This window comes from Marinospirillum sp., assembly GCF_044810985.1.
GTDB lineage: Bacteria > Pseudomonadota > Gammaproteobacteria > Pseudomonadales > Halomonadaceae > Marinospirillum.
The window spans coordinates 1,959,463-1,983,379 of the sequence record NZ_CP085242.1; the positions used below are offsets into that span (position 1 = coordinate 1,959,463).

Below are 23,917 nucleotides of genomic sequence, written 5' to 3' on the forward strand. Positions count from 1 at the left end.
CAGCTTTCAACAAAGACCATTGGGCAGCAGGTGTTTGCTGTAGGCTTTGGGCTCCAGTAACCAGTCTTCCAGGCGTTTGGCCAGCATCGGGCGGGCCAAGTAAAAACCCTGAACTTCTTCACAGCCCAGGCTGACCAGCAAATCCAGTTGGTCAGGCTCTTCCACACCTTCGGCGGTGACTTCCAGGCCCATGCGGTGGGCCATGCTGATCACTGCCTGAACAATGGCGGCATCAGCCACATCCGTGGCCAGGTCATCAATAAAGCCCTTGTCGATTTTCAGGGTATCGACCGGGAGGTGCTTTAAATAACCCAGGGAAGAATACCCGGCACCAAAGTCATCAATGGCGATGCTGATCCCCATATCCTTGAGGTTCTGCAGCATACGCACACTGGTATCCAGGTCTTCGATCATCAGGCTTTCCGTAACCTCCAACTCCAGTGACCCGGCATCCAGATCCGCATGGTTCAGGCATTTATCAACAATCTGGCAAAGATCCTTTTGCATAAACTGTTTGGCGGAGAGGTTCACGGAGACCTTGAATTCGGGCAGTCCGGCCTGCTGCCAGATGCGCGTCTGGATACAGGCGGTGTGCAGAACCCACTCACCCACTGAAGTGATCAAACCCATTTCTTCCAACTGGGGAATAAACTCGGCCGGTGATACCCGTGTCCCGTCCGGCTTTTGCCAGCGAATCAGGGCTTCCACACCCCGGACGCTGCCATCCACCAGGCTGATACGCGGCTGATATTCAAGGTAAAATTCTTTGTGCAGCAAGGCCTGACGCAGTTGGTTTTCCATCTGAAAGCGGTTGACGGCTTCCTTGGTCAACTCATCGGTAAAGAAATGATAGCTCTGACCGCCAGCCTGCTTGGCACGGTGCAGGGCAATATCGGCATTGCTTAAAAGCTGGTCGGTGGTATTACCGTCATGGGGGGAAAGCGTTATGCCGACACTGGCAGTGATGTAGGTTTCTGTTTCACCCAGTTCAAAGGGCCTTTCCAGCTCGTGGATGATTTTATGGGCAATATAGGCTGCCGCACGTGTATTCTTGATGCTTTGCAGAAGGATCAGGAACTCGTCACCACTGGAGCGGGAAATGGTGGCATCTTTGGGTAGACAGCTTTGTAAACGCTGGGCGGTTTGTTTAAGCAACTGATCACCCAGGCGGTTGCCCAGGCTTTCGTTAATGGTTTTAAAGCGATCCAGTCCCAAGCAAAGCAGGGCAAAAGGACTGCCTTCCTCTTCCTGGGCTTCTTTAAGCCTCTGATCCAGACGGTCGGCCAGCAGGCTCCGGTTGGGCAGACCTGTGAGAGCATCATAATGGGTCAGGTAAGTGAGCTTGTCTTCCTGCTGCAGCTGGCGGGTGATGTCTTTGCCGATACTGACAAAATAAACAATCTGATTTTGTTCATTGCGAACCGGGGTGAGCGTTTTTTCTTCGTAGAAGAGTTCACCGCTGCGGTTCTTATTGATGACAATTTCCTGGGCACTCTGTCCGCTAACCAGGGTTTGCCAAATGCGCTCAAAAAAAGCCTTGTCGTGTTTGCCTGAACTGATCAGGGAAGGCCTTTGCTCCAGAGCTTCCGTTTTACTGTACCCGGTGCATTTTTCCCAGGCAGGATTGACATAAACGATGTATCCCTGCGTATTGGTCACCAATACCAGGTCAGCCGTTTGCTGAACAATTTCAGTGAATAAACGGTAACTGTCTTGGAACTGTTGTTCTGGCTCGGGCGCAGACAAGTGCAGGGGTCTCCAGATCAATACATGGGTGGGGAATCTTCTCACCCAGCCATTCTACTCGACTTGATCCAGGTCAAATATGTTCTTTATATTTAAATCTGGTTAACTTTTGCGGCCCAGCGCCAGATCCGTCAGCAAATACAGGGTTTCCTTGAATTTCGAGGCAGGCAAAACCTCCAGGCAGCGTTTGGCTGCTTCTGAGCAAGCTGCAGCCTGATCGCGGGTATAGTCCAGAGCTCCGGTCTTGTTGACGATGCCCAGAACCTGATCAAGCTGATCCAGCCCCCCTTTGCGAATGGCCTGGCGAATCAGTTTGGCTTCTTCATCAGTGCCTTGCTGCATGGCGTAAATCAGCGGCAGAGTGGGTTTGCCTTCAGCCAGGTCATCACCGACATTCTTCCCCATGGTGGCCGCATCGCCTTCATAGTCCAGCAGGTCATCCACCAGCTGAAAAGCCATACCCAGATTTTTGCCATAGTCGCGCATGGCCAGCTGTTGTTCCGGGCTGGCACCGGAAAGCAGTGCAGCAGCCTGAGTGGCCCCTTCAAACAGCTTAGCTGTTTTGGCGTGGATCACCTGCATGTACTGCTCTTCACTGATCTTCGGGTTGCGCACATTGGTCAGCTGCATGACTTCACCTTCAGCCAGCACGCAAGTCACCTTGGCGAGAATCTCCATGATTTCCATGGAGCCGATGCGCACCATCATTTCAAAAGAGCGGGAATAGAGGAAGTCACCGACCAGTACACAGGACTGGTTGCTCCACTGGCTGTTCGCAGTGGGTTTGCCTCGGCGCAGGCTGGATTCATCCACAACATCATCATGCAAAAGGGTGGAGGTGTGCATGAATTCAATCAGCGCGGCCAGCAGCAGGTGTTTCTCACCCTGGCAGTTCAGCGCCCGGCTGACCAGCAATACCAGCAAGGGACGCAGGCGTTTGCCGCCCGAGTCGATAATATGGTGGGCAATTTTTTCCACCAGCGGCACCTGGGAGGCGCATTCACGAATAATCAGCTGGTTGACGGCATCAAAATCATCGGCAACAACAGCATGAATGGAAGAAGAGCTGGCAGACATCTTGAGTGGAGTTCCTGAGCAGGCTGACCTAGGCAAAAGGGCATCCTAGCAGCCGCTCAGGAGGTGTCAAGCTTTACGCGCGGAGTTACTGCACCAGCTCTTTATCAGAGAAAATGCCTTCAAACAGGGCGGTGGACAGATAACGCTCACCGGAATCAGGCAATACCACAACCAGCATTTTATCCTTGTTTTCCGGTTTGGCTGCCGCGCGCAAAGCAGCCACCGTTGCAGCCCCACAGGAGATTCCAGCCAGAATACCTTCTTCTTCCATCAGCTTGCGGGCCATGGCAATCGCTTCCTCGTTGGAAACCTGTTCCACTTCATCCACCAGATCCATATCCAGGTTCTTGGGAACGAAACCGGCCCCGATGCCCTGGATCTTGTGGGGAGCAGGCTTGACCTCTTCACCTTGAAGAGTCTGGGAAATCACCGGTGAGTCGGTGGGCTCCACGGCAATACTGGTGATGGCCTTGCCCTGGGTTTTCTTGATGTAGCGGGAAACCCCGGTCAGGGTACCACCGGTGCCCACGCCGGAGATCAGAACATCAATTTTGCCATCGGTATCGTCCCAGATTTCCGGGCCGGTGGTCTTTTCATGGATGTCAGGGTTGGCGGGGTTTTCAAACTGCTGCAACATAATAAAGTCGCCGGGGTTGGCATCCACCAGCTCCTGCGCTCTTGCTATGGCTCCTTTCATACCCTTGGCCGGTTCAGTCAGTTCAATTTCTGCGCCCAGGGCCTTCATCAGCTTGCGCCTTTCCAGAGACATGGAGGAAGGCATGGTCAGAACCAGCTTGTAACCTCGGGCAGCCGCCACAAAAGCCAGAGCAATACCGGTGTTACCACTGGTGGGTTCCACCAGGGTGACTCCCGGCTTCAATTGACCACTGGCTTCAGCGGCCTTGATCATGCTGGCACCGATACGGCATTTGACCGAACCGGCCGGATTGCGGGCTTCCAGCTTGGCATGCAGGTTACCGGCAGGCCAGAGATGCTTGAGGGTGACCAGAGGGGTATTACCGATTGTTTCGGAGTTGTCTGAATAGATTTTCATGTTTTCTCAATCCTTATGGCGTTTGGCAATAAAAAATCACTGCAGATAAAAGCAAGGTTAGTAAGAGTGTATCCAAATCCCTGTTCCGGGTTGAGACAGTCTTTACATAAGGTTATAAGAAAAAATATTCAAATAACCAAAATCTCCTCACGCTTTTGTTTTCTGAGCAAAAAATTCGGCCAGAGGGATGGGGCGACCGATGCCGAACCCCTGGGCATAATTGACACCCAGGTCTCGCAACCGGGCCACCAGAGGTTCACCTTCAACAAATTCAGCAATGGTTTTCAGGCCCAGAGATTGTGCCACCTCACAGGTTGCCTTGACCATACTCTGGTCCACTTGGCTGGTTTCCAGGTTACGGATAAAAACACCGTCTATTTTCAGGTAATCAAATTCATAGGAACGCAGATAATCAAAGGTGGCCAGCCCGGTGCCAAAATCATCCAGAGCAACACTTGCGCCCAGGTCCCTTAACTGGGTAATCAACCGAGCGGCGAGGGCTGCATCGCGTATGCTTTCAGTTTCTGTCACTTCAAAACTGAGTTTGTGGGCAGGCACGCCCGTTGCCTGCAGCTGAGTGTCGATGAAATTCACCAGGTCCGGGCTGGACAAGGAAGCACCGGATAGGTTGATGCCACACTTTTCAGTCAAAGCCAGCCACTCTGGCTCCCTTGCCAGACTGTGTAGAGTATTGCGAATCACCCAATGGTCGATCTCTAGCATAAAACCAAAGGTTTCTGCAGCAGGCAAGAACTCACCCGGTGGCACAATGCTTCCGTCAGGGTCTTGCATGCGCAGCAAAATTTCAAAAGAGACTCCTTCGTTGGACTCCTGAATGGGTTGAATGGCCTGGGCAAATAACTGCAGGCGATTGTCCGGCAGAGCTCTTTTTAAACTTTCAAATTTCTGGGTGAGTTCCTGGCGTTTGGCAATCAAGGTTTTGCTTTGATGAGCCTGATGGATACGCTCCGAACCCTGGCGCGCCAAAAGCGAAGCCTGGTGAGCAGCGCTCAGGTAACGGGCCGGGCTATCCAGCTCACCATCCAGAGGAATAGCACCCAGGGCAATTCGAATCCGGGTGGCCTGCTGATCACTGGTGAACTCCTGGTCATTCAAGGCCTGGTAGGTTCCAGCCAGAAGCAATTCCATTTCCAGCGCGGTTCGTGCCCCCAAAGTCAGGGCATAGCGTCCCGGCCCCAGGCGCGCCAACTGTTCGTCCGGCTGACGCAGCACTTTCAGCTGTCGGGCAATCTGTTGTTCCAGGCTATGCGAGCCTTCAAAACCAATCAGGTCGCCAATATCTTCAAAATCCAGGACATCAACATAAACCAGCCAGGGAGGCGATGCAGCAAACCGGGTCGGTTGTGCAGAGGGCTGGGTTGCAATCCATTTCTGCAGGTCACGGTTCAGCTCGCGCTCGTTATCCAGGCCCGTCAGATAATCCTCCCGGGCCTGACGCTTGAACAGAACAGTCAGCTGCCCCCGTTCGGCATTGATCGCGGCAATCAACTGCGCCAGAATCACCATCACCGCCACCTGCAACAACAGCCTGACCAGCCCCTGGATATCCGCAACCAGTTGCACACCGCCCCAGCCAAGCAGGGCAAAAGCAACAAACAGTCCAACAAAAACCGGAAGCAGCAGCACGCTGGTTTCTATTCGGGCCGTCATCACCAACCAGCACAGCAGAGGAAAAAAAGTATAAACCAGGGCGGTGGCATAAATGGAGAAACCACTGGTTTCCAGCAGTAAAGTGGTCAGGGAGGCTCCCAGCGCCACCATTAACCAGATCAACAGCTCGGGACGTTTGAAGTCCATCCAGACTTTAATAAAAAAGCGCCAGCCTTTCCCTAAAACCATCAACACCAGAGGCGCAAACAGAACCACCCCCATGGCCTCAAAACCCCAGTAAATCAGCCAGACATCATGAAAAACATAACCCTGGCTTTCAGGGCTGGCGGCCCAAAACCCCAAAGCGCCCAGAAAAGAAGCCAGTCCACTGCCAATCACCGCCCCCTGCACATAAAGGGATAGCATGAACTTGAGACTGATTTTATTAAGCGAACTGCGACCCTGCCTTTGCATCAGGAGGGTCGCCAGGCTGGAGCCCAGAGTGATTCCCGCCACAAAACTGAAAGCAAAAAACCAGGGCACCTGCTGCCAGAACAGTGACCAGGCCAGCATCACTGGCACCAGCACCCAGAGTGCTCGCCAACCCAGCACCAGAAGACTGCCCAGAAAGATACCGGCAGGCGGCCATAAAGCGGAAAGCGGCTGATCCGGCAGGCTGAATAAACGTGACAACTCCGCCGCCAGGAAGAGAACGACCCCCAGAAGAATCAGATGCAGTGGATTCGGATTACTTTTATGGCCTTCCATACAAACTTCCTGAGCTTATTGAATTCGATGTACAAGATTAGTACAACTAAATTCCGGCGTCCAGAGAAGCTTTCTTGCAACAAACTTGGACGCAACTGTTACACGCTCCTACATAAAACCCTCTTTAGCTGCTATGCTGAGTGAACACTTTGTAACCCGAGGAGAAATCATGACCACCAACGACAAAGGCTATATCGCTTTACTGGGCTGGAGTTTGAATGCTATAGAAGCGGCCGCAAAATTTGATCGCCGCTATCTGGTGGTCGCTCCGGAATGGGCTGAAGAATACTGCCAGGAACATGACATCCCCTATCTTGCCTGGAATTTTGAACGCCTGAATGACCGCTCCATGGAGATTGCAGAAAAGCTCAAGGATATGGGCGTGGATGTTGCGGTTCCTTTATACGAGGAAACCGTGGAATGGGCCGGTGCCATTAACGCCGTACTGATGGACAACCCACGCTTATTGGGACAATCCATGTTGATGCGGGATAAATCCCTGATGAAGCGCCGCGCTCAGCTCGGCGGTATTCGTGTAGGCATTTTCGAAGAAGCGCATGATCGCGAAGATGTCGTCCGCTTTTTGCGTCGTGTTAACCAAACACTATTGAAGCTGGATGGCGACCCCAACGACCCCATTCACTTCAAGGCTTTTGATAAGGCCGGTTGTCTGGGTCACCGCGTCATCCGTACACCCGATGATGTGGATAGTATTCCTGAAGAAGAGTTTCCGGCGCTGATGGAGTCCCACCTGGATGGCTGGGAATTTGCCGTTGAAGCCTGGATTCACAAAGGCAAAATCGTTTTCCTGAATATTTCCGAATACGTCACCCTGGGTTATTCCGTTTATGTACCGGCATCTCCTGATCTGGAAGCCTATCGCCCCCAGATCACCCAGCAGATTGAAAAACTCATCAAGGCCTTTGATATTGAGTTCGGCCTGATTCACCCCGAATACTTTGTTACCAGCGATGACGAAATGTACTTTGGTGAAGTGGCTTACCGCCCACCCGGCTTCAAGGTTTTTGAACTGCTGGAAAAGGTTTATGGATTCAATGCTTACCAGGCCACCATGCTGGTTTTTGACCCCAAGGCGACCACTGAAGAAGTCAAAGCCTTTTTCCCCACACCGATCAAGGATGCCAAGGGTTATGCCGGTTGTTTCGGGGTTTATCCGCGCCGCCGTGTGGTCAGCAAGCTGGAAATCCCGGAAGAAACAGAGGATCATCCCTACTTTGACTCCCATGAACTGACTGCACCAATGGAAGAAACCGTCACCAAGCGCACGGCCTTTGGCACCCACTGGGGACTGATCTACTTTACCGGGCAGGATGCCAAAACCATGCATGAGTTGTTAAAACGTCAGGAAGACCTGGATTTCTATATATAGGGCATACAGTGACTTACGATACCGACCAGACTGCCGAGCAAAAATTACAACTAGTGCTGCAAAAACTGGATGATGCCACTCAGCAGTTGCAGGAAGCCGCGGGGTTTGCCAAACCGGGCAAACTTCCGCGTGTGCTGGATACGGCTCGCCGTGTCCTGCTGCAGGAAGGCGGCTGCGCTGCCCTGGAAGCTCGCAGCCAGCAACTGGAGGCAGCCGGAGTTTTTGCCGGTGCTGACTGGGAAAACCCACAAATCCTGGTGCCCTCCCTGAGCAGTCACTCCCTGCAAAGTCCTGATAGCAATCTGGTGGTTATTGAAGCCTTGAGTGAACTGCGATTATTGGCGGTGGCCCTGAACAGCTATACCCATCCGCTGATATCCGCTGAACAGGCCCATCATTACCTGACTCAGGTCATGGCCATCAATCTGGCCCTGCTGTTCACACCCCCCAGCGAGGCCGAACGTGAAATTCAGGGGCGGTTGGCCCAGGTGCCACGCAACCTGTTCAAACACCTGGCTGAACGCATTGGTTACGAGCACATCATTGATCAGTTGATTGATGAAATCTGGCGCATCCTCCGGCAAAGACCCATTCAGGTGGAGCCGGTCAAACGCATGGTGACCCAGATTGCCATCTGCCAGCAGGACCCCAACATTGATCTGGGCGGCAGTGGCCAGGGCGCCGACCGCCTGGTCAGCAGCCTCTACGGCACCACCCAGGCCTGCCGGGAAGATCCGGGTGTTGAAGTTTACCTGGATCGCCTGACCAGCATGGACAACAAGGCCCTGCAATCCGAAGCCATCGGATTTGCCCGCGCCATGCACGATACCGGCCTGGTTTCACCTTACCATGCGGTTTTGCTGCACCACCTGCTGGAGGTGGAGGATTACCTGATCACTGAAGCTTTGGGCCTGTCTTCAACCGGCCGTGACTGCTTTATGTGTTATCGTCAGCTTACCCTGACGCTCATTAAAAAGGCCATTCATCCCGCCACGGCCCAAGGCATTTATGGTCTGGCTCTGCTGCTGGAAAGAGGCATTCTTTACCAGCCACCTGTGGCCCCTGCACTCTGGCGTCAAATGGGACTGAAGCTTTCAGCCTGGTCAAAAGAGCGCCTGACTCTGGCGTTCGGTGTTCAGGTCTCGCCTGAAGCCCGCCTGCTGGAAGGGGTGCTCTGTATTCTCGGGCAGCCACTGGGCGTAGGTCAGGGCAACAACCCCACCTGCCAGTCAGCACGGGCCTTGTCCATGTGGGCCTACAATGACCCGGATTATCTTCTGCAAATGCTCGCCTGGGCCGCCAGGGATGATGAAATCATCATGCACTTTGAAGGCCAGCCGATTTCCTCCATGGAAAGCGTCAGCGGTATTGCCAAGGAGCTGCCTGTCGATCTCGACCCGGTTTCCCTGCTGGTGGTGCCGCATCTGGATCGCATCTATGCGGAAATGGGGCGACGCTGCATCGGGCGCGAAGGCGACCCTCACCGCTGGGTCAACCCCGAGTTTCATGGCTGGTGGTCAGGGCGCGGATTCAGCATCAATGTGGATGTCGCCACCGGACAACTGTATGAGCTGGATCGTTTTCTACGCTCTTTTTATGCCTGCTACCATCCCTATTACAATGGTAACCAACCGCTGATTCATCCCCAGCCTGCTGGTATTGCCATTACCGATTCTGCAGCCCGCTTTATCGGCTGGCATGCCATCACCCTGTTACGGGTTGCTTTGGATCCAGAGGAAGTCATGCGGGTTTATTTTTACAACCCCAACAATGACAGTGGCCAAAACTGGGGCGACGGCGTTGTGGTCAGCACATCAGACAAGGGGGAGCGTTTCGGGGAATCCTCACTGCCTTTCACTCAATTTGCTTCCCGCCTTTATATTTTTCACCATGACCCCCTGGAAGGTGGTGAAACCGACGAGGTGCCCAATGAAGAACTCGAAGAGGTCAAGGGCTATATGGAACGCAGCTGGGGGGCAGCCCGTCATTCCAGTGACAGTCCCCTTCAAGCAACAGAAAACTAATCTTGTCAGGGCGCGTGTTTTCCCTTAGAATCACGCGTCCTTTCGCCTGACCTGGCTCCCTGTTCGATGGTTACCAGAGCGTTTCCATTCAAAGCAGGTAGAAGCAGCCGAAAATTCTACAGGTGAAATTCTGCAAGCGGAGAAAAGCATGTACGCAGTCATCAAAACCGGTGGTAAGCAATACCGCGTTCAGGAAGGTCAAACCCTGAAACTGGAAAAACTGGAAGTCGCTACAGGCGAAACCCTGAACTTCGATGAAGTCCTGCTGGTTTCCGACGGTGAGAACATCAAAGTGGGTGCTCCTCTAGTGGATGGCGCCAAAGTGACTGCCGAAGTCATTGATCACGGACGCGGCGATAAAATTCGCATCATCAAGTTCCGTCGCCGGAAGCACCACATGAAGCGTCAGGGCCACCGCCAGTGGTACACTGAAGTCAAGATTACCGGTATCGCCAGCTAATCAGCTCAGCGTAAACCAGTCACTGAAATCAACTCAGAGGTAAAGAGTCATGGCACATAAAAAAGCCGGTGGTAGTACTCGTAACGGTCGCGATTCCGAAAGCAAACGCCTTGGTGTGAAGCTGTTTGGCGGCCAAGTTGTCCAGGGCGGCAACATCATCGTTCGCCAGCGTGGCACCAAGTTCCACCCAGGCACCAATGTTGGCATTGGCAAGGATCACACCTTGTTCGCCAAATCTGAAGGTGTTGTGAAGTTTGAAGTCAAAGGCCCCAAGAACCGTCGCTTCGTGAGCGTCGTTCCTGCCTGATTTTAAGCTTCAATAGCTGAACTTAAGTCCCTCCAGCCTGGCTGGATGGGCTTTACAAAAGGCTCCGCCAGCAGGTGGAGTTTTTTGTTTTTGGGGTGCAACCCCAGGAGAAGTGATCGTGCAATTTGTCGATGAAGCAAGAATAACCGTAGTTGCCGGCAAGGGCGGCAATGGCTGCATGAGCTTTCGCCGCGAAAAATACGTCCCCCGTGGCGGGCCGGATGGCGGCGACGGGGGTGATGGCGGCAATGTTTATCTGGTCGGTGATGACAGCCTCAACACCCTGATTGATTTTCGCTTTCAAAAGCGTTATCAGGCCAGCAATGGTGAACCCGGTCGCGGCAAGCAGTGTTCCGGCAAGGCTGCGGATGATCTGCTGGTCAAGGTTCCGGTCGGCACTTCCGTGGTCGATGAGGAAACTCTGGAAGTCATCGGTGATGTCACTGCAGTGGGCCAGCAGTTGCTTGTCGCTGCGGCCGGTCGCAAAGGCCTGGGCAATATTCACTTCAAGTCCTCCACCAACCGCGCACCCCGCCAGACTACCAAGGGCACTGAAGGCGAAGAAAGACGCCTCAACCTGGAATTGAAGGTTATGGCTGATGTCGGCCTGCTGGGTCTGCCCAATGCCGGTAAATCGACTCTGATTCGTTCCGTTTCCGCCGCTAAACCCAAGGTCGCCAACTATCCCTTCACCACTCTGGTTCCCAACCTGGGCGTGGTGAAAGTCGGTCACCATCAACATTTTGTCATGGCCGATATTCCCGGTTTGATTCAGGGCGCTTCAGAAGGTACGGGGCTGGGCTTCAAATTTCTACGCCACCTGACCCGCTGCCGACTCTTGTTGCACGTGGTGGATATCGCGCCCGTGGATAACAGTGATCCGGTTGAAAATGTCCGCACCATCATCCGCGAGCTGAAAACCTACAGCAACACCTTGGCTGAACGCCCCCGCTGGCTGGTTCTGAACAAGCTGGACATGATCCATGAGGAAGAAGCAGAAGAGGCCTGTGAGAAAATCGTCAGTGAACTGAACTGGCAGGGGCCGGTCTTTCGTATCTCCGCCATCAGCAACCAGGGCACGGAAAGACTCAGTCAGGCCATCATGACCTGGCTTCTTGAGCGCCGTGCCGAAGAAGCCGAAAACCCCGATGCTTCTGAAGCCGAGGCCCAGATGCGTGAGCGCATGGAAGCCGAAGCCGTGGCACGTGTTGAAGCCTGGCTCAACCGCCGCCATAAGCGCAAGGCCGCCGAAGAAGACGAAGATGATGACGACTTCGACGATGATGATTTTGATGTCGATGTTGAATACGCCCGCTGAAGGAACACCCTTGCATGAGCCCAGCCAGCAGTGAACGCCAACGCCTGACCCGTAACCGCCGTGTGGTGGTGAAAATCGGCAGCGCACTTCTGACCAATGACGGTCGGGGGCTGGATGTGGCTGCCATTCAAGGCTGGGTGGAACAACTTGCCGAGCTGAAACGTGAAGGCAAGGAAATTCTGCTGGTCACTTCCGGTTCGGTGGCTGAGGGCATGGTGCGTCTGGGCTGGAAAAAGCGTCCAGGCTCCATTCATGAACTCCAGGCCGCGGCCGCCGTGGGCCAGATGGGCTTGATTCAAACCTGGGAATCCGCGTTTAAAAGCCAGGGTCTGAATTCCGCCCAGATACTGCTGACCCATGATGACCTGTCCAACCGCAAACGCTACCTGAATGCCCGCAGCGCACTGCAAACCCTTCTGGACCTGGATGTTGTGCCCATCATCAATGAAAACGACACTGTGGTCACCGACGAAATCCGCTTCGGTGACAATGACACCCTCGGCGCTCTGGTCACCAACCTGCTGGAAGCCGAAACCCTGATTCTGCTGACCGACCAGCCCGGCCTTTATGATGCTGACCCGCGCAAAAACCCCGCAGCGCAACTGATCCCTGAAGGCCGCGCCCAGGACCCTGCCCTGCTGGCCGTGGCCGGTGATGGTGGCGCTCTGGGTCGTGGCGGCATGTTCACCAAAGTCAGCGCCGCGCGTCTGGCCGCACGTTCCGGTGCTCGCACCGTGATCCTGGGTGGTCGCACCGAAAATGCCCTGAGCCGCCTCTTTGCCGGTGAAGAACTGGGCACCCTCTTATTGCCCGATGACGAACCCATCACCGCCCGCAAACGCTGGCTGGCCGGACACCTGCAGGAAAAAGGCGTTCTGGTACTGGATGCCGGAGCCATCAAAGCCCTGCAACAAGGCGGCAAAAGCCTGCTGCCCGTGGGCGTCAAGGAAGTACGCGGCCACTTCATGCGCGGTGAGCTGGTGGTCTGTGTGGATGAAAACGAACGCGCCCTGGCCAAAGGTCTGGTCAACTACTCAGCGGAAGAAGCCCGCATCCTCGCCGGACAACCCAGTGGACGCATCGAAGAACTCCTGGGCTACATCGAAACCCCGGAGCTGATTCACCGCGACAACCTGGTGGTGGTGTGATGAACAATACCCAACCCAACAACCCTTTGCACGGCATTACCCTGGAGCAGCTGGTTACTGAATTGCAGCAGCACTACGGCTGGGATGGGTTGGCTGCGCGCATCAACATCAACTGCTTTAAAAGTGACCCTTCCATCAAATCCAGCCTGAAGTTCCTGCGCCGCACCCCTTGGGCAAGAGAACAGGTGGAACAGCTCTATATTCGTTTTATCAGCCAACATCGGGCCTGATTCTACTCAAGCTCATGTTCACTGGTGATATGGGGCAGGCTGCTCTAGACTGGAAGATATTATCCAGAAATCAGACAACCACATTCAGGGTAACGTCAGTCTTTGAGAGGCAATGATGCAGGCGATAGAGTTTGAAACTGATATCAAAGAAGGTATTGTCAGGATACCCGCTGAATATCAACACCTTAAAAATGCTCATGCAAAAATTGTTGTGCTGTTTGAAACAACTCAAGTACACGAGAAAGTAGCCAGCCACCCAGCAGGCAAGGCAGTCGACTTTTCTTGTGTTGAGGCTCCCTCAATGACGCCTGAAGATGGCGTGGACTTCCAGAGGAAGCTGCGGGATGAATGGTAATCGCTATCTTCTGGACACCAACATTTTTATTAATGCGATTCACCAGAAAATCAAGCTACCTATTGCACACTATGCCTTTTCTGTCATTACAGAGCTTGAACTGCTGGGTTTTCCCGGATTGAACTCTACTGACGAAGCAGTAATTAAAGCCATACTGCAGCAGCTAACCAGAATAGAGCTGAATGAGCAGATAAGAGCAGAAACCATCCAGATTCGCCGTAGCTCACTAATGAAGCTGCCTGACAGCATCATTTCAGCCTCAGCAATTGTGACTGGAGCCACGCTGGTAACAGATGACATCAAGCTGGCCCAGAAGCATAACAGCTCTGTAATTTCGCTTGATGATCTCTTAAGCCTCTCCTGACCAAACTTCTCATCACTTCTTTGTCCTGGGCAACCTGAAACAAGGCAGTAGCCATGACCAGCACCCTGACCGACCAGCTATCCCAACTGCAAGAGGCTTTTTCCGCTGAGCCTTTCCCTGTTCTTGCCACCCGGCTTGATCGACTTAAGCATCTGGAAAAGGCGCTCAAGGCTCATTACCCGAATCTGCTGGATGCGATGAGTGAGGATTTTGGCGGGCGTTCGCGTCAGGAATCCTTGCTGGCGGATGTGATGCCGATCATTTCAGAAATTGCTTTCGTGCGCCGTCGTTTAAAGCGCTGGATGAAGCCGAATAAGCGCAGGGTCGATTGGCTGTATCAACCGGCCAGGGCCCGGGTGATTTATCAGCCGTTGGGGGTGGTGGGTATTATGGTGCCCTGGAATTATCCGCTGCAGTTGGCCCTGTCTCCGCTGATCTCTGCGTTGGCTGCCGGCAACCGGGTGTTTCTCAAGCTTTCGGAATGGACACCCATGACCAATGAGGCATTGATCACCTGCCTGCAGGAGGCGTTTTCGGCGGATGAAGTGCAAGTCGCCACAGGTGAAAAGGAAGTCAGTCAGGCTTTTTCCAGCCTGCCTTTTGATCACCTTTTATTTACCGGCTCCACTGCGGTGGGCAAGCATATCCAGCGCGCAGCAGCTGAAAACCTGACCCCGGTTACGCTGGAGCTGGGTGGTAAATCCCCGGCTCTGCTGGATCAGGATATATCTCTGGAAAAGGCTCTTGATCCCCTGCTGTTCGGCAAAACCCTCAATGCCGGGCAGACCTGCATCGCCCCGGATTATCTGCTTTGCCCTCAAGAACGGCTGGAAGAAGTGATTGCTTACCTGACCCGACGTTTTGCTGAGTTTTATCCACACCTGAAGGACAACCCGGATTACACCTCACTGATTAACAGTCAGCACAAGAAGCGCCTGCTGGGTTTACTGGCAGAAGTCAAAGAGCAGGGCTGCCAAGTTTTGGAACTCAATCCGGCTGATGAAGATCTGAGCGCCAGCAACAAACTGGCTCTGACGCTTTTGATCAATCCGAAACCTCTGGCTCAGGTGATGCAGGAAGAAATTTTCGGGCCTCTTTTGCCCATTATCACTTATCGCGATTTTGAAGAAGCCATCCAGTTTATCCGCCAGCGTCCTCGTCCCTTGGCACTTTATTATCTGGGCACGAATCCGCAGTATCAGCAAGAACTGGAATATCAAACCCACAGCGGCGGTCTGGCAATCAATGAAACCCTGCTGCAGGTTGCCCAGCATGATCTGCCTTTTGGGGGTGTGGGGGCTTCCGGTATGGGGCAATATCATGGCCGTGAAGGCTTTCTGACTTTTTCCAAGGCCAAGGGGGGTGTTTCAACGCCGCCTGTTCAATTCCGCCCGCCTGATCTACCCACCCTATGGACGCTGGATTCATCGCCTGCTGGAACGCTGGTTTATGCGCTGAAGCCGTGATAAAATTCGCCTCCCCCTGAGGGGATTCCAGCTGATTATCAGTTTACGAATTGAAATCAGTATCTTACGATCTTTGCAAGACTCCAAGGAGTTATCGTGGCTAACATCAAATCTGCCAAAAAACGCGCCATTCAATCTGAAAAGCGTCGTCTGCACAACGCCAGCATGCGTTCCACCACTCGCACCAGCATCAAGAAAGTTTTGAAAGCTGTGAAAGCCGGTGACTGGGATCAGGCGATGACTGATTTCCGCGCAGCGCAAAAAGTTATTGACCGTGTTGCTGACAAGGGCGTTTACACCAAAAACTGGGCTGCTCGCACCAAGAGCCGTCTGAATGCCCGCGTTAAGGCACTGAAAGTTTCCTGATCCGGTTTTATTGACCGACCAGGCACATAAAAGCCGGCTTAATGCCGGTTTTTTTGTGGGCATCCATCCGGTAACCTGAGTTCTTTGGCCATGAGCACATCTGACAGCGCAAAACAAACACAAGAACCGGCCCCGAAACAACGTGGAATTCTGGGTTCTGGCCTGGTGGTCAGCGCCATGACGTTTCTGTCGCGCATTCTCGGTCTGGCCAGGGATATTGTCATTGCCACCCTGATCGGGGCCGGGGGTGCTGCGGATGCCTTTTTTGTTGCCTTTAAAATCCCCAATTTTCTGCGCCGTTTGTTTGCTGAAGGAGCTTTCAACCAGGCCTTTATTCCGGTACTTGCCGAATACGCCGAGAACAAAAGCCGGGCTGAAGTCAAACGCCTGAACAATGCAGTGGCCGGTTGTCTTGGCTTGTCACTGGTGGGCTTGAGCAGTCTGGCCGTTCTCGCTGCACCTCTGCTGGTCTGGGTGTTTGCACCGGGTTTTGCCAACGATCCGGAAAAGCAGGCTGTGACCGTAGACCTGCTGAGAATCACTTTCCCCTATTTATTGCTGATTTCCCTGACCGCTTTTGCCGGTAGTATTCTTAATACCTACAACCGCTTTGCCATTCCCGCCTTCACCCCGGTTTTACTGAATGTCAGTCTGATTGCCAGTGCTGTTTTTCTGAGCAGCTGGGCCGGATCTTCTGCTGAAGCTCTGGCCTGGGGGGTATTGATTGCCGGGATTGTACAACTGGCTTTTCAGCTGCCGTTTCTGGCTCGCGAAGGCCTGTTGCCTGTGCCTATTCCCGACTGGAAACACTCAGGTGTGCGGCGGATATTAAAACTCATGGCTCCAGCCTTGTTTGGGGTTTCCGTCAGCCAGATCAATCTCTTACTGGATACCCTGCTGGCTTCTTTCCTCACGGATGGCAGTGTGGGCTGGCTGTATTATGCCGATCGTCTGGTGGAGCTGCCGCTGGGTGTGTTTGGTATTGCCATCGCCACGGTGATTCTGCCTACACTTTCGCGCCAGCATGCCACGGCGGATAAGGAAAAATTCTCCCAGTTGTTGGACTGGGCGGTGCGTATGGTGCTGCTGATTGGCCTGCCTGCGGCACTGGCTCTGGTACTGCTCGCTGAACCCTTGTTAATTACTCTCTTCCAGTATGGAGCCATGACCGCAGTGGATGTGGAAATGTCTGCTCTGGCATTACGGGCCTATGCTCTGGGCCTGCTGGCTTTTATGCTGATCAAGGTATTGGCTCCCGGCTATTTTGCCCGCCAGAATACCCGCACCCCGGTGACCATCGCTATCAAGGCCATGACCGCCAATATGGTGTTCAATCTGATTTTGATCGTGCCTCTGGCCCATGCCGGTCTGGCTCTGGCCACGGCGGCTTCGGCCTTTTTAAATGCCGGTTTACTGGCCCGAGGCCTGCGCAAGGAAGGTGTTCTGCACTGGATGTCCGGCTGGGGGCGCTTTGCTCTGCAAATCAGTTTTGCCCTGGTGCTGATGGTGGGTTTGCTGATCTGGTTCAGCCCTGCAACCTCGATCTGGCTGGAATGGAGTATTACCGAGCGAATACTGCGCCTGGCTCTGCTGGTCATTCTGGGTGGAGGGCTTTATGGCCTGGCCCTGCTGGTTGCCGGTGTTCGCCCCAGGCAGCTTAAACCCACCTCGTAACCCCCGGTAAAAAACAGCTACATTATTTACTTCCTGGTTGGCCGGATCAAAAAAACCGGCCTTCGCTATCAACCCTGATGCTTGATCTTCTAACCTGAAATTTGACTTTACTTTCAGGGAGGAAGCTCTATGTCACTGGAAATACCTACTCAGACCGGCTTCACGCTGATGGAGCTGCTGGTTGCTCTGATACTGACTGCCTTGCTGGCCATTACCGTAGGACAGCACCTGACTTCCAGCCTGCAGATTCGACTCCTCATCCAGCAGGAAGCAGCGGCTGCCCGAGCAGCCGAAGATCTTGCCCTGCAACTGGGCTCAGGAATCTCACCACCCGGCAGCCTGAAAGTCTCCCTGAAAAGCAGCCAGTGCTCACCTGAACACCCCAAAGCCGATTTTGATTTCAGCCTGCTTTGTCAGACCAGCCAGAAACTTCCCGACCTGAAGACAAAACTTATAAGCCAGGAAATTGTGCTGAGTTGGCAAAGCCCGACCGGCCCAAGGGAAATACGGCGACCCACGCAATAGCAGGAGGCCATATGAAAAGGAAAACTTCTGGCTTTACGCTTCTGGAGATGCTGCTGGTCAGTGCTATAGGCAGTCTCTTACTCCTGGCCGCCACCCAAATATTTGCCAGCCTGGTGCATCAACAAGCTGAAGAGTCTGTCTGGCTGCGCCTGGAAGAAAGAGCACGACTAACCGAGCTGGTTTTGAAGCAGGATCTGGCCAGTGGCTACCAACTGCTGGAAGCGGGAGCGGCCACCCATGATTACCCGGATCTCAGGGAAGCCTCCATTCAACTCAGCGATTCTCATATCCAAAAGAGAAGCTTTGCCAGCTTTCGTTCCTCTGACTGGTTGCTGATCAATCGCCAACCTCAAGGTAAAACAGCCGACTACAGTCTCTGGCACGTTGATGAGAAATCCTACGGCAGGGGTCTGGCTCACAAGATTTCCAGCCAGGATAAAGCTGAAACCCTGACCAACTCACAAACCCTGGTTGCTCAGGTTGAATTGCTGCGTTTGCGCTTCTTCAGCCCGGATTCGTCCAGCTGGATAAAAGCTGAGGATTTCAGTGATCCCTGGGAAGAAGTCACAGCCATTCAGTTTGCGGCACTGGTGGTTTCCGATCAGGCACTTGATGGCAAACAAGCCTCCCATTCAATCACCCTCTGGGGCGAAACCCTCAACCCACCTGATGACGGGCATCTCAGAACCCTGGTGCTGGGCAGAGCCAATCTACGGGAGCCAACCCCATGAGACCTTCACGACAGCAAGGGTTTTTACTGTTGCCTCTTCTGGTTTTTGTGCTTCTGGCCATGCTGCTGATCACCCTGGCCAGCCAGGATTTAAGCCGCAGTTATCTCAACCATCAGTTTCAGCTTTATCAGAACTGCCAGACGCTGTTGAAACAACTGGACAGCAACAAAACATCGACCTGTCCTCCCTGCCCTCTGGCACAGGCGTGCTCAGATGATTAACCACCAGAAAGGTATGAATCTGCTGGACATGCTGGTGGCACTGGCAATACTCACCGTGCTGATGGGAGTTGCCTTCCCCGGCTATCAATCCCTGCAGGAAAAACAACGCCAGGCAGCTGAACTGAACCGCCTTCAAGCCATAGTGCAACTGGCTCGCACCCTGGCGACCTTGCACCAACAGGAACTCACTCTTTGCATAACCCAGAATGCCCAGAGCTGCTCCTCTTCCCGGTTGGGTGCAGACCTGTTACTGGTTGATCAAACCCTGAAACCCTTACGCCAATTTCCCGGCAACACTACGAAGATTGCTTTTCCCGATCATGACATCACCCTGCAGCCTTTGCCCCAGAGAAGCTCGGGCGGCACCCTTCTGCCTTGCTCGGGTTTTACCCAGCAGGACGCCAAGGCCGTCACCTTTTCGGTCACGGGTCGCCCCCGCATCAATGATGACCCGCCTTCATCCCTGGTTAATAGCTGCCCCCCTTGAAGCGGGGCGCTGTTCGCTGGCCTTTCACTTCTATATAATCACGGGTTGTCCTCCACTTCTTCAATTGGTCTGGCTAGAGCCTGCATGGAACTGATTCGCGGTATTCACAATCTGCGCACCCAACACCGGGGCTGTGTGGCCACTATCGGTAATTTCGATGGCGTGCACCTGGGCCACCAGAAAATCCTGCAGCAAGTCAGGGAAAAAGCCGCGCAGCTGGGGGAGCCAGCCACTGTGATGGTATTTGAACCCCAGCCACGGGAGTTTTTTGCCGGTGATCAGGCTCCTGCACGTCTGACGCGCTTTCGGGAAAAAGTCGAACGCCTGGCTGAATACGGTGCCGAGCGGATCGTTTGCCTGCAGTTCAATAGTCGTTTGCGCCAGCTGACCGGTGAAGAATTCATCCAGCAAGTCCTTGTGGATGGCCTGGGTGTGCGTCATCTGGTGGTGGGTGATGATTTTCGCTTTGGCTGTGATCGCGCCGGTGATTTTCATCTGCTGGAGAAACTCGGCCCCCGGAAAGGCTTTGGCGTTGAGCACACCCATACCTTTTTGATGGATGAAGAGCGCGTTTCCAGTACCCGCGTCAGAACCACTTTAGCCAGCGCCAATCTGGCCGGTGCTGCCCGTATGCTGGGCCGCCCTTACAAGATTGCCAGCCGTGTCGTGCATGGCCGCAAACTGGGTCGAACCCTGGGTGTACCGACAGCCAATCTATTGCTGGGTATTCGCAAGCCTGCCTTGAACGGTGTTTTCACCGTACTGGCCCGATTGAAAAACGGTGACTTCTGGCCCGGTGTGGCCAATATTGGCCTGCGCCCGACCGTCGATGGCGTTCTACCCGCTCTGGAAGTTCACCTGCATGGCTTCCGGGAAGAAATCTATGCCCAGCCGCTGGAAGTTTTTTTTCTGGCCAAGCTGCGCAATGAAAAGAAATTCAGCGGCCTGGAAGAACTGAAAGAAAACATTGCCCTGGATATTGACCACTCCATTCAGTTCTTTAATCAGGCCCACCCGGATTGGGTGCCCGGTTCGGCCTGGCCGGATCATGAAATCCAGCCACTTCTGGCCACAGCACCCCTGACTTTTCCAGCTAACCAACCTTGATGACACCTGACCATGACTGACAAGAATACGGATCAATACAAAGCAACTCTGAACCTGCCGGAAACCGATTTCCCCATGCGTGGGATGCTGCCCAAACAGGAACCCAAACGCCTGGAAAAATGGCAGCAGATGGATATCTACAGCCGTCTGCGCAAACAGGGCGAAGGTCGCCCCAAGTTTGTGCTGCATGATGGCCCTCCCTATGCCAACGGCAACATTCATATCGGCCATGCCGTCAACAAGATCATCAAGGATTTTATCGTCAAGTCGCGCACTCTGTCCGGCTATGATGCGCCCTATGTACCCGGCTGGGATTGTCACGGCCTGCCGATTGAACACAAGGTGGAAGTCACCCACGGCAAAAACCTGCCTGCCGACAAGGCGCGTGATCTCTGCCGTGATTACGCCAGTGAGCAGATTAAGGGCCAGATGCAGGATTTTGTCCGCCTGGGCGTGATCGGCGACTGGAAAAAACCCTATCGCACCATGGATTTCAGCAATGAAGCCGGTGAAATCCGCGCCCTGGCGGAAATGGTCAAGGGCGGCTATGTCTTCAAGGGCCTCAAGCCGGTTAACTGGTGTTTTGATTGTGGCTCTGCCCTGGCCGAAGCTGAAGTCGAATATGCCGACAAGCAATCCGATGCCGTGGATGTTGCCTTCCCCTGTGAAGATGACACTCGCCTGGCGGAAATTTTTGGCCTGGACACGCTACCCAAGCCTGCCGCCGTGGTCATCTGGACCACCACACCCTGGACCATCCCGGCCAACCAGGCACTGAATATGCATCCGGAATTCACCTACGCTCTGGTGGATGTAGGTGAGCGCCTGCTGGTTCTGGCTGAACCTCTGGTGGAATCCTGCCTGGAACGCTATGAGTTGCAAGGCAAAGTCATTGCCACGGCTCAGGGTGAAGCCTTTGACAAGATCAACTTCCGCCATCCGTTTTACGATCGCCTGTCACCGGTTTACCTGGCCGATTATGTGGAGGCGGAAGTGGGCAGTACCGGCATCGTTCACTCGGCGCCCGCCTATGGTATGGATGACTTCAATACCTGCCGTGCTGAAGGCATGAGCTTTGATGAAATCCGCAGCCCCGTGCAAAGCAATGGGGTCTATGCCGATGACCTGCCTTTCTTCGGCGGCCAGATGATCTGGAAAGCCAACCCGCAGATCGTCGAGAAAATGCAGGAAACCGGCAGCCTTCTGGCGCACAAAAAGATTAAGCACAGCTACATGCACTGCTGGCGGCACAAAACCCCGGTCATCTACCGCGCCACGGCCCAGTGGTTTGTGGGCATGGATCTTCAGGGTGAAGACGGCAAAACGCTGCGTGAAAAAGCTCTGGCCGGTATCGAGCAAACCAAATTCTACCCGGATTGGGGTCAGGCACGCCTGCATTCCATGATTGCCAACCGCCCGGACTGGTGTATCTCGCGCCAGCGCAACTGGGGTGTTCCCCTGCCGTTTTTCCTGCACAAGGCCACCGGCGAATTACATCCCAACACCCTGGAGCTGATGGAAAAAGTCGCCCAGAAGGTTGAAGACGAAGGCATTGATGCCTGGTTCAAGATGCCTGCCGAAGAGCTTTTGGGCAATGAAGCGGCTGATTATGACAAGGCCACGGATACCCTGGATGTCTGGTTTGATTCCGGCACCACCCACTGGCACGTTCTGCGCGGCTCTCACCCCTTGGGGCATGATAAAGGCCCGCGTGCGGATCTTTATCTGGAAGGTTCCGACCAGCACCGCGGCTGGTTCCATTCCTCCCTGCTGACCGGTTGCGCGATTGACGGTCACCCGCCTTATCGCAGCCTTTTGACCCACGGTTTCACTGTGGATGCGCATGGCCGCAAGATGTCCAAGTCGGTGGGTAATGTTGTAGCGCCTCAGGAAGTCATGGACAAACTGGGGGCCGATATCCTGCGCCTCTGGGTGTCCTCAACCGATTATTCCGGGGAAATGGCCGTTTCCGATGACATTCTCAAGCGCACGGCGGATTCCTATCGCCGCATTCGCAACACGGCACGCTTCCTGCTTTCTAACCTGAATGGTTTTGAGCCGCAACGTGATGCCCTGCCTGCCGATGAGCTGCTGGCTCTGGATCGCTGGGCCGTGGATGCCGCTCTGCGCCTGCAAAAACGCATGGAAGAAGCCTATGCCAACTATCGCTTCCTGGATGTCTACCAGCAGGTGCATCATTTCTGCGTCAAGGAACTGGGTGGCTTCTATCTGGATGTCATCAAAGACCGCCAGTACACCATGCAAACCGATTCTCGCGGTCGTCGCTCCTGCCAGACCGCGCTTTATCATATTGCTGAAGCCCTGATCCGCTGGGTGGCTCCCATCCTCTGCTTCACTGCGGAAGAAATCAACGAACACCTGCCCGGTGAGCGCCCTGAATCCATCTTCCTGACCACCTGGTATGACGGCCTCTTTGCCCTGCCCGAAGACAGCAGCAATGATCTGGGCCGTGATTTCTGGGAACAGTTGATGGAAGTGAAGGATGCCGTCAACAAATGCCTGGAAGATGCGCGTAATGAAAAACTGGTCAAGGGTTCGCTGAGCGCAGAAGTGACTCTCTATGCTTCCGATGCCCTGCTGACCGATCTCAAACGTCTGGGTGAAGAACTGCGTTTTGTGCTGCTAACCTCGGAAGTCACTCTCAAGCCCCTGGCTGAAGGTGGCGATGCACGGTCAACCGAGCTGGAAGAACTCAAAGTTGAAGTGGCTGCATCCGAGCACCAGAAGTGCACCCGCTGCTGGCACCACCGTGAAGATGTGGGCAGTCACTCTGACCACCCTGAACTCTGTGGTCGTTGCATCAGCAACCTGCCCGATGGCCCCGGTGAAGATCGCCGCTATGCCTAATGAAAAAAAAGCGCCTAAGCTGAAAGAACTGCTGTCCAGCCTCGCCTGGCAGCAGCGTAACCTGCCCTGGGTGCTGGTGGCTGTGGCCGTTATTGCCCTGGATCTGATCAGCAAGGCCTGGGTCAGCAACAGCCTGGATTACGGCCAGCGTATTGAAGTGCTGCCGGTCTTTGACCTGGTTTTACTGCACAATACCGGCGCAGCCTTCAGTTTTCTGGCCGAAGCCGGAGGTTGGCAAAGGGTTTTCTTTGTCACCCTCGGAGTGATCGCCAGCCTCTTCCTCTGGGGCTGGATGAACCGCCTTAAGCCCAATGAAAAACTCACCGCCCTCGCCCTGGCTCTGATCCTTGGCGGTGCTCTGGGCAACCTGCATGACCGCATCCTTCACGGCTATGTCGTCGATTTCCTCGCCTTTCACTGGAACCACAACTACTTTCCAGCATTCAACATTGCCGATGCCGGAATCAGCGTCGGGGCTGCTCTGATCATCTGGCTGGCGTTTTTTGGGAAGGAAGGGAAGAGAGATTAACGCTTGAATTCAAAGCTGAACTGACGTTTTTTGGGGCTGTTGTACCGAGGCATTGCAGCACCTCCAGTGGTGACTGAAGGTCTCCACTAAA

Annotated in this window: 23 protein-coding genes; 19 read left to right on the forward strand and 4 right to left on the reverse strand. The window is 54.1% G+C overall.

Annotation, left to right across the window (positions count from 1 at the left end; translation table 11 throughout):
* Window positions 1–6: 6 nt before the first annotated feature.
* The 4 genes from LG323_RS09205 to LG323_RS09220 all read right to left on the reverse strand — a co-directional run bounded on the left by LG323_RS09205 (window position 7) and on the right by LG323_RS09220 (window position 6,256).
* A complete protein-coding gene (locus LG323_RS09205) occupies window positions 7–1,746 on the reverse strand; it encodes an EAL domain-containing protein (protein WP_404415211.1) in 1,740 nt (579 codons plus the stop codon).
* A 102-nt stretch (window positions 1,747–1,848) separates the two neighbouring features.
* Complete coding sequence (locus LG323_RS09210; protein WP_404415214.1) at window positions 1,849–2,823, reverse strand: polyprenyl synthetase family protein; 975 nt, start codon at window positions 2,821–2,823, stop codon at window positions 1,849–1,851.
* Between the two features lie 85 nt (window positions 2,824–2,908).
* Window positions 2,909–3,877, reverse strand: coding sequence for a cysteine synthase A (gene cysK, locus LG323_RS09215; protein ID WP_404415217.1), 969 nt, complete (start codon window positions 3,875–3,877; stop codon window positions 2,909–2,911).
* Window positions 3,878–4,024: 147 nt separating this feature from the next.
* Entirely contained in the window at window positions 4,025–6,256 is a 2,232-nt protein-coding gene (locus tag LG323_RS09220) for an EAL domain-containing protein (RefSeq protein ID WP_404415220.1), read from the reverse strand.
* Window positions 6,257–6,425: 169 nt separating this feature from the next.
* Here LG323_RS09220 and LG323_RS09225 point away from each other — a divergent pair, with 169 nt between their 5' ends.
* The 19 genes from LG323_RS09225 (at window position 6,426) to lspA (ending at window position 23,826) form a co-directional block, all read left to right on the forward strand.
* Window positions 6,426–7,646: a carboxylate--amine ligase gene (locus LG323_RS09225; protein ID WP_310695218.1), complete on the forward strand. Its 1,221-nt coding sequence runs from the start codon at window positions 6,426–6,428 to the stop codon at window positions 7,644–7,646.
* Window positions 7,647–7,654: 8 nt separating this feature from the next.
* On the forward strand, window positions 7,655–9,670 hold the full coding sequence (locus LG323_RS09230; protein ID WP_404415223.1) for a hypothetical protein: 2,016 nt from the start codon (window positions 7,655–7,657) through the stop codon (window positions 9,668–9,670).
* A 148-nt stretch (window positions 9,671–9,818) separates the two neighbouring features.
* Window positions 9,819–10,130 carry a 50S ribosomal protein L21 gene (gene rplU, locus LG323_RS09235; protein ID WP_310695220.1) on the forward strand — a complete coding sequence of 104 codons (312 nt, stop codon included), beginning with the start codon at window positions 9,819–9,821 and terminating at the stop codon, window positions 10,128–10,130.
* Window positions 10,131–10,179: 49 nt separating this feature from the next.
* Window positions 10,180–10,437 (forward strand): 50S ribosomal protein L27, encoded by a 258-nt coding sequence (gene rpmA, locus LG323_RS09240; RefSeq protein ID WP_310695221.1) that lies wholly within the window; start codon window positions 10,180–10,182, stop codon window positions 10,435–10,437.
* Between the two features lie 118 nt (window positions 10,438–10,555).
* Window positions 10,556–11,755 (forward strand): Obg family GTPase CgtA, encoded by a 1,200-nt coding sequence (gene cgtA, locus LG323_RS09245; RefSeq protein ID WP_404415226.1) that lies wholly within the window; start codon window positions 10,556–10,558, stop codon window positions 11,753–11,755.
* Window positions 11,756–11,769: 14 nt separating this feature from the next.
* On the forward strand, window positions 11,770–12,903 hold the full coding sequence (proB, locus tag LG323_RS09250; protein WP_404415229.1) for a glutamate 5-kinase: 1,134 nt from the start codon (window positions 11,770–11,772) through the stop codon (window positions 12,901–12,903).
* Window positions 12,903–13,133: a VF530 family DNA-binding protein gene (locus LG323_RS09255; RefSeq protein ID WP_404415231.1), complete on the forward strand. Its 231-nt coding sequence runs from the start codon at window positions 12,903–12,905 to the stop codon at window positions 13,131–13,133. Before proB ends, LG323_RS09255 begins: the two co-directional genes overlap by 1 nt.
* 112 nt (window positions 13,134–13,245) lie before the next feature.
* Window positions 13,246–13,488: a hypothetical protein gene (locus LG323_RS09260; RefSeq protein ID WP_404415233.1), complete on the forward strand. Its 243-nt coding sequence runs from the start codon at window positions 13,246–13,248 to the stop codon at window positions 13,486–13,488.
* On the forward strand, window positions 13,478–13,852 hold the full coding sequence (locus LG323_RS09265; RefSeq protein WP_404415236.1) for a type II toxin-antitoxin system VapC family toxin: 375 nt from the start codon (window positions 13,478–13,480) through the stop codon (window positions 13,850–13,852). Before LG323_RS09260 ends, LG323_RS09265 begins: the two co-directional genes overlap by 11 nt.
* A 53-nt stretch (window positions 13,853–13,905) precedes the next feature.
* Window positions 13,906–15,318, forward strand: a complete 1,413-nt coding sequence (locus LG323_RS09270; RefSeq protein WP_404415239.1) for a coniferyl aldehyde dehydrogenase — start codon at window positions 13,906–13,908, stop codon at window positions 15,316–15,318.
* Window positions 15,319–15,414: 96 nt separating this feature from the next.
* Window positions 15,415–15,684: a 30S ribosomal protein S20 gene (rpsT, locus tag LG323_RS09275; RefSeq protein ID WP_310695227.1), complete on the forward strand. Its 270-nt coding sequence runs from the start codon at window positions 15,415–15,417 to the stop codon at window positions 15,682–15,684.
* 90 nt (window positions 15,685–15,774) lie between these two features.
* Window positions 15,775–17,358 carry a murein biosynthesis integral membrane protein MurJ gene (murJ, locus tag LG323_RS09280; RefSeq protein ID WP_404415243.1) on the forward strand — a complete coding sequence of 528 codons (1,584 nt, stop codon included), beginning with the start codon at window positions 15,775–15,777 and terminating at the stop codon, window positions 17,356–17,358.
* Window positions 17,359–17,487: 129 nt separating this feature from the next.
* Complete coding sequence (locus tag LG323_RS09285) at window positions 17,488–17,883, forward strand: type II secretion system protein J (protein ID WP_404415246.1); 396 nt, start codon at window positions 17,488–17,490, stop codon at window positions 17,881–17,883.
* Between the two features lie 11 nt (window positions 17,884–17,894).
* Window positions 17,895–18,614 (forward strand): type II secretion system protein J, encoded by a 720-nt coding sequence (locus tag LG323_RS09290; RefSeq protein ID WP_404415248.1) that lies wholly within the window; start codon window positions 17,895–17,897, stop codon window positions 18,612–18,614.
* A complete protein-coding gene (locus LG323_RS09295) occupies window positions 18,611–18,835 on the forward strand; it encodes a hypothetical protein (protein WP_404415251.1) in 225 nt (74 codons plus the stop codon). The genes LG323_RS09290 and LG323_RS09295 overlap by 4 nt, the downstream gene beginning before the upstream one ends.
* Window positions 18,828–19,322: a GspH/FimT family pseudopilin gene (locus tag LG323_RS09300; protein WP_404415254.1), complete on the forward strand. Its 495-nt coding sequence runs from the start codon at window positions 18,828–18,830 to the stop codon at window positions 19,320–19,322. Before LG323_RS09295 ends, LG323_RS09300 begins: the two co-directional genes overlap by 8 nt.
* An 84-nt stretch (window positions 19,323–19,406) precedes the next feature.
* Window positions 19,407–20,429: a bifunctional riboflavin kinase/FAD synthetase gene (ribF, locus tag LG323_RS09305; protein WP_310695233.1), complete on the forward strand. Its 1,023-nt coding sequence runs from the start codon at window positions 19,407–19,409 to the stop codon at window positions 20,427–20,429.
* Window positions 20,430–20,441: 12 nt separating this feature from the next.
* A complete protein-coding gene (gene ileS, locus LG323_RS09310; RefSeq protein WP_404415257.1) occupies window positions 20,442–23,297 on the forward strand; it encodes an isoleucine--tRNA ligase in 2,856 nt (951 codons plus the stop codon).
* Window positions 23,290–23,826 (forward strand): signal peptidase II, encoded by a 537-nt coding sequence (lspA, locus tag LG323_RS09315; RefSeq protein ID WP_404415260.1) that lies wholly within the window; start codon window positions 23,290–23,292, stop codon window positions 23,824–23,826. The genes ileS and lspA overlap by 8 nt, the downstream gene beginning before the upstream one ends.
* Window positions 23,827–23,917 lie beyond the last annotated feature (91 nt).

Coding starts and splice junctions, on each gene's coding strand:
- LG323_RS09210 (WP_404415214.1), bottom strand. CDS start 2,823: ATGTCTGCCAGCTCTTCTTCCATTCATGCTGTTGTTGCCGATGATTTT.
- cysK (WP_404415217.1), bottom strand. CDS start 3,877: ATGAAAATCTATTCAGACAACTCCGAAACAATCGGTAATACCCCTCTG.
- LG323_RS09220 (WP_404415220.1), bottom strand. CDS start 6,256: ATGGAAGGCCATAAAAGTAATCCGAATCCACTGCATCTGATTCTTCTG.
- LG323_RS09225 (WP_310695218.1), top strand. CDS start 6,426: ATGACCACCAACGACAAAGGCTATATCGCTTTACTGGGCTGGAGTTTG.
- rplU (WP_310695220.1), top strand. CDS start 9,819: ATGTACGCAGTCATCAAAACCGGTGGTAAGCAATACCGCGTTCAGGAA.
- rpmA (WP_310695221.1), top strand. CDS start 10,180: ATGGCACATAAAAAAGCCGGTGGTAGTACTCGTAACGGTCGCGATTCC.
- proB (WP_404415229.1), top strand. CDS start 11,770: ATGAGCCCAGCCAGCAGTGAACGCCAACGCCTGACCCGTAACCGCCGT.
- LG323_RS09255 (WP_404415231.1), top strand. CDS start 12,903: ATGAACAATACCCAACCCAACAACCCTTTGCACGGCATTACCCTGGAG.
- LG323_RS09260 (WP_404415233.1), top strand. CDS start 13,246: ATGATGCAGGCGATAGAGTTTGAAACTGATATCAAAGAAGGTATTGTC.
- LG323_RS09265 (WP_404415236.1), top strand. CDS start 13,478: ATGAATGGTAATCGCTATCTTCTGGACACCAACATTTTTATTAATGCG.
- LG323_RS09270 (WP_404415239.1), top strand. CDS start 13,906: ATGACCAGCACCCTGACCGACCAGCTATCCCAACTGCAAGAGGCTTTT.
- murJ (WP_404415243.1), top strand. CDS start 15,775: ATGAGCACATCTGACAGCGCAAAACAAACACAAGAACCGGCCCCGAAA.
- LG323_RS09285 (WP_404415246.1), top strand. CDS start 17,488: ATGTCACTGGAAATACCTACTCAGACCGGCTTCACGCTGATGGAGCTG.
- LG323_RS09290 (WP_404415248.1), top strand. CDS start 17,895: ATGAAAAGGAAAACTTCTGGCTTTACGCTTCTGGAGATGCTGCTGGTC.
- LG323_RS09295 (WP_404415251.1), top strand. CDS start 18,611: ATGAGACCTTCACGACAGCAAGGGTTTTTACTGTTGCCTCTTCTGGTT.
- LG323_RS09300 (WP_404415254.1), top strand. CDS start 18,828: ATGATTAACCACCAGAAAGGTATGAATCTGCTGGACATGCTGGTGGCA.
- ribF (WP_310695233.1), top strand. CDS start 19,407: ATGGAACTGATTCGCGGTATTCACAATCTGCGCACCCAACACCGGGGC.
- ileS (WP_404415257.1), top strand. CDS start 20,442: ATGACTGACAAGAATACGGATCAATACAAAGCAACTCTGAACCTGCCG.
- lspA (WP_404415260.1), top strand. CDS start 23,290: ATGCCTAATGAAAAAAAAGCGCCTAAGCTGAAAGAACTGCTGTCCAGC.